We start from the raw sequence: 3032 nt of genomic DNA, 5'->3' as shown, positions 1-3032 counted from the left end.
CGCAATGTTTCCTGACATTGAGTTGGGCCTGCAGAAACTACCACTATCTCAGTCGCAACGCCTGACTCCTTGAGTCGAACCGCCTCTTCCACTGCAATCTCATCAAAAGGATTCATACTCATTTTGACGTTCGCCAAATCGACACCGGAGTTATCTGATTTAACCCGAATTTTGACGTTGTAATCAACGACACGCTTTACTGCGACTAAGATTTTCATGCTGAATTCTCTATTTTTGAGTAACTTTTCTATTTTATCCGTCTAGCACCAATTAGAGTTAGACGTCGATTGCTGAAGCGGATCCTGCCTGCTTACGCAATTCAAACTTCTGAATCTTGCCGGTAGAGGTCTTTGGTAGCTCACAGAAAACAATGGCTCTTGGAACCTTAAAACCAGCCAGATGCTGCTTGCAATGGGCGATGATGTCAGCGGGCGTCACTTCCATACCGGGCTTGATCTCCAAAAATGCACAAGGTGTCTCGCCCCACTTATCGTCGGGCTTGGCAACTACTGCAGCTGCCATCACTGCTGGATGACGATAGAGAACATCCTCAACCTCCACAGAGGAAATATTTTCACCGCCAGAAATAATGATGTCCTTACTACGATCTTTCATCTTGATATAGCCATCAGGGTTCATCACTGCTAAATCACCAGAATGAAACCAGCCTCCCTCAAAGGCCTCTTTAGTTGCCTTCTCATTCTTGAGGTAACCCTTCATGGCGATATTGCCCTTAAACATAATTTCGCCCATGGTCTCACCATCAGCAGGCACAGGCTTAAGAGTCTCAGGATCAAGAACAGCAATTGCTTGTTGCATGTGATAACGAACACCTTGACGGGCATTGAGGCGAGCCCTCTCACCAATATCTACCTCATTCCACTCATCCTGCTTTACACAAACTGCTGCGGGACCGTAGACCTCAGTTAATCCGTAGACGTGCGTCAAATCAAACCCGAGCTTTTCCATGCCTTCAATAATCGAAGCTGGAGGTGCGGCGCCTGCGATTAAACCCTTCACTCCAGGAGGTACACCCTCCTTTAATTCATCGGAGGTATTGACTAAAAGGTTATGCACAATGGGAGCTGCACAGTAATGCGTAACACCGTGCTCTTTAATGGCAGCAAAAATATGTTGCGCATCAACGCGACGTAGACAGACATTAATACCTGCACGAGCAGCTATCGTCCAGGGGAAGCACCAACCATTGCAATGGAACATGGGGAGCGTCCAGAGATAAATAGGGTGCTTATTAATGTCCCAATCCAAAATATTCGAGACGGCATTAATGGCTGCGCCACGATGGTGATACACCACGCCTTTTGGATTGCCGGTAGTTCCAGAGGTGTAATTGAGGCAAATGGCTTGCCATTCATCCGCGGGGACTTGCCATGCAAACTGGGGGTCGCCCTCAGATAAGAGCTTCTCATAAGTCAGTGCGCCTAACTTTTCACCAGGAACATCAAACTCATTTTCCTCGACATCAATTACTAAAAACTCACGGCCACTTTCTTTCTTCGCGATCTCAAGGGCTTTTTTCATCACTCCCGAGAATTCGGGATCCACCATCACCACTTTTGCTTCACCATGATTCAACATAAAGGCAACTGACTCTGGATCAAGGCGTGTGTTTAGGGCATTCAATACTGCTCCAGCCATCGGGATTCCGAAGTGCGCCTCAACCATTGGGGGCGTATTAGGTAACATCACGGCAACGGTATCGCCCAAGCCAATTCCATGCTTTTGCAGAGTGCTTGCTAGGCGACGACAACGCTCATAAGTCTGGCTCCAAGTCTGGCGCAGCTTGCCATGAACGATTGCCAAGCGATCTGGATACACCTGTGCTGATCGCTCAAGAAATAATAGTGGGGTAATCGGAGTGAAGTTGGCTGAGTTTCGCTCTAAACCTTGCTCAAAAATATTAGCCATATGCGCCTTAAAGATTGGTCTTTTTTAATCTGAACTGCTAATTTCTCTTAAATATCTGCGAGTGCTTTAACATGCGCAACCACACTGCGGCCCAAAGCAGAAAGGTTATAGCCACCCTCTAGGCAACTGACAATGCGACCTTGAGCATATTGGCTTGCAATCCCCTTAAGCTGCTTAGTCATCCAAGCATAATCATCCTCTACCAAGCCCATCTGCCCCAAATCATCCTCGCGATGAGCATCAAAGCCTGCAGAGATGATGATGAGCTCTGGCTCAAAGTCTCGTAAACGCGGCAACCACTGCTCTTCCACTATTGATCGCACCACATCACCACGTGTAGATGCAGGAAGTGGAACATTCACCATATTGTTTGCCCCATCTAAGCCGCTGTAGGGATAAAACGGGTGCTGAAAGAAACTACACATCAGCACATTAGGATCATTAAAGAACGCTGCTTCAGTACCATTACCGTGATGGACATCGAAATCAATAATGGCGACACGCTCAATGCCATACTCTTCCATGGCATATCGTGCTGCTACTGCTACATTATCAAAAACACAAAATCCCATAGAGCGGGTTGGCTCCGCATGGTGACCTGGCGGGCGCACCGCACAAAACACATTTTCAACTTCACCCTTCATAACCGCATCCACACCGGCAATGGCAGCACCTGCAGCACGCAAAGCGGCGCTCCAAGTATGAGGGTTCATAATAGTGTCACCATCGAGCATGAAGTAACCGCTAGCAGGCGAACGCTCTTTAACAAAGGCGATATGATCTGGGCTGTGAACTAACTCCAATTGGTCTTCAGTTGCTAATGGCGCATCTAAATGATGCAGAAAACGATCTACACCGCTGCGAATCAGCTGATCATTAATTGCCTGAATGCGCTCTGGGCACTCGGGGTGATGACTACCCATCTCATGCTTTAGAAAGTCTGGATGAGTTATGTATCCTGTTGTCATTACTAGAAATCCTCAATAGCAAAACTATAATTTTTATAATTTAATTAAACCTAGCAGAACATCAAAAACCCACTTTCTTATCCATGAATTTTCGCATCTCCAATCTCACATCAATACTATTCATAACCCTACTTC

At 46.7% G+C, this 3032-nt stretch carries 2 protein-coding genes and 1 pseudogene; all 3 read right to left on the bottom strand.

Annotated features, from left to right (window positions below):
- A pseudogene (locus B7Y67_RS14035) lies at positions 1-218 on the bottom strand (electron transfer flavoprotein subunit beta/FixA family protein); the annotation flags it as partial.
- Positions 219-276: 58 nt separating this feature from the next.
- Positions 277-1929: an acyl-CoA synthetase gene (locus tag B7Y67_RS14030; protein ID WP_293599178.1), complete on the bottom strand. Its 1653-nt coding sequence runs from the start codon at positions 1927-1929 to the stop codon at positions 277-279.
- Between the two features lie 47 nt (positions 1930-1976).
- The gene (locus B7Y67_RS14025) at positions 1977-2897 is read right to left on the bottom strand and encodes a histone deacetylase family protein (protein ID WP_293599177.1); all 921 of its coding nucleotides are present in this window, start codon (positions 2895-2897) and stop codon (positions 1977-1979) included.
- Between the last annotated feature and the right edge of the window lie 135 nt (positions 2898-3032).

Source organism: Polynucleobacter sp. 35-46-11 (genome assembly GCF_002281105.1).
This window is presented reverse-complemented; position numbering and strand designations above follow the sequence as displayed.

Coding starts and splice junctions, on each gene's coding strand:
- B7Y67_RS14030 (WP_293599178.1), bottom strand. CDS start 1,929: ATGGCTAATATTTTTGAGCAAGGTTTAGAGCGAAACTCAGCCAACTTC.
- B7Y67_RS14025 (WP_293599177.1), bottom strand. CDS start 2,897: ATGACAACAGGATACATAACTCATCCAGACTTTCTAAAGCATGAGATG.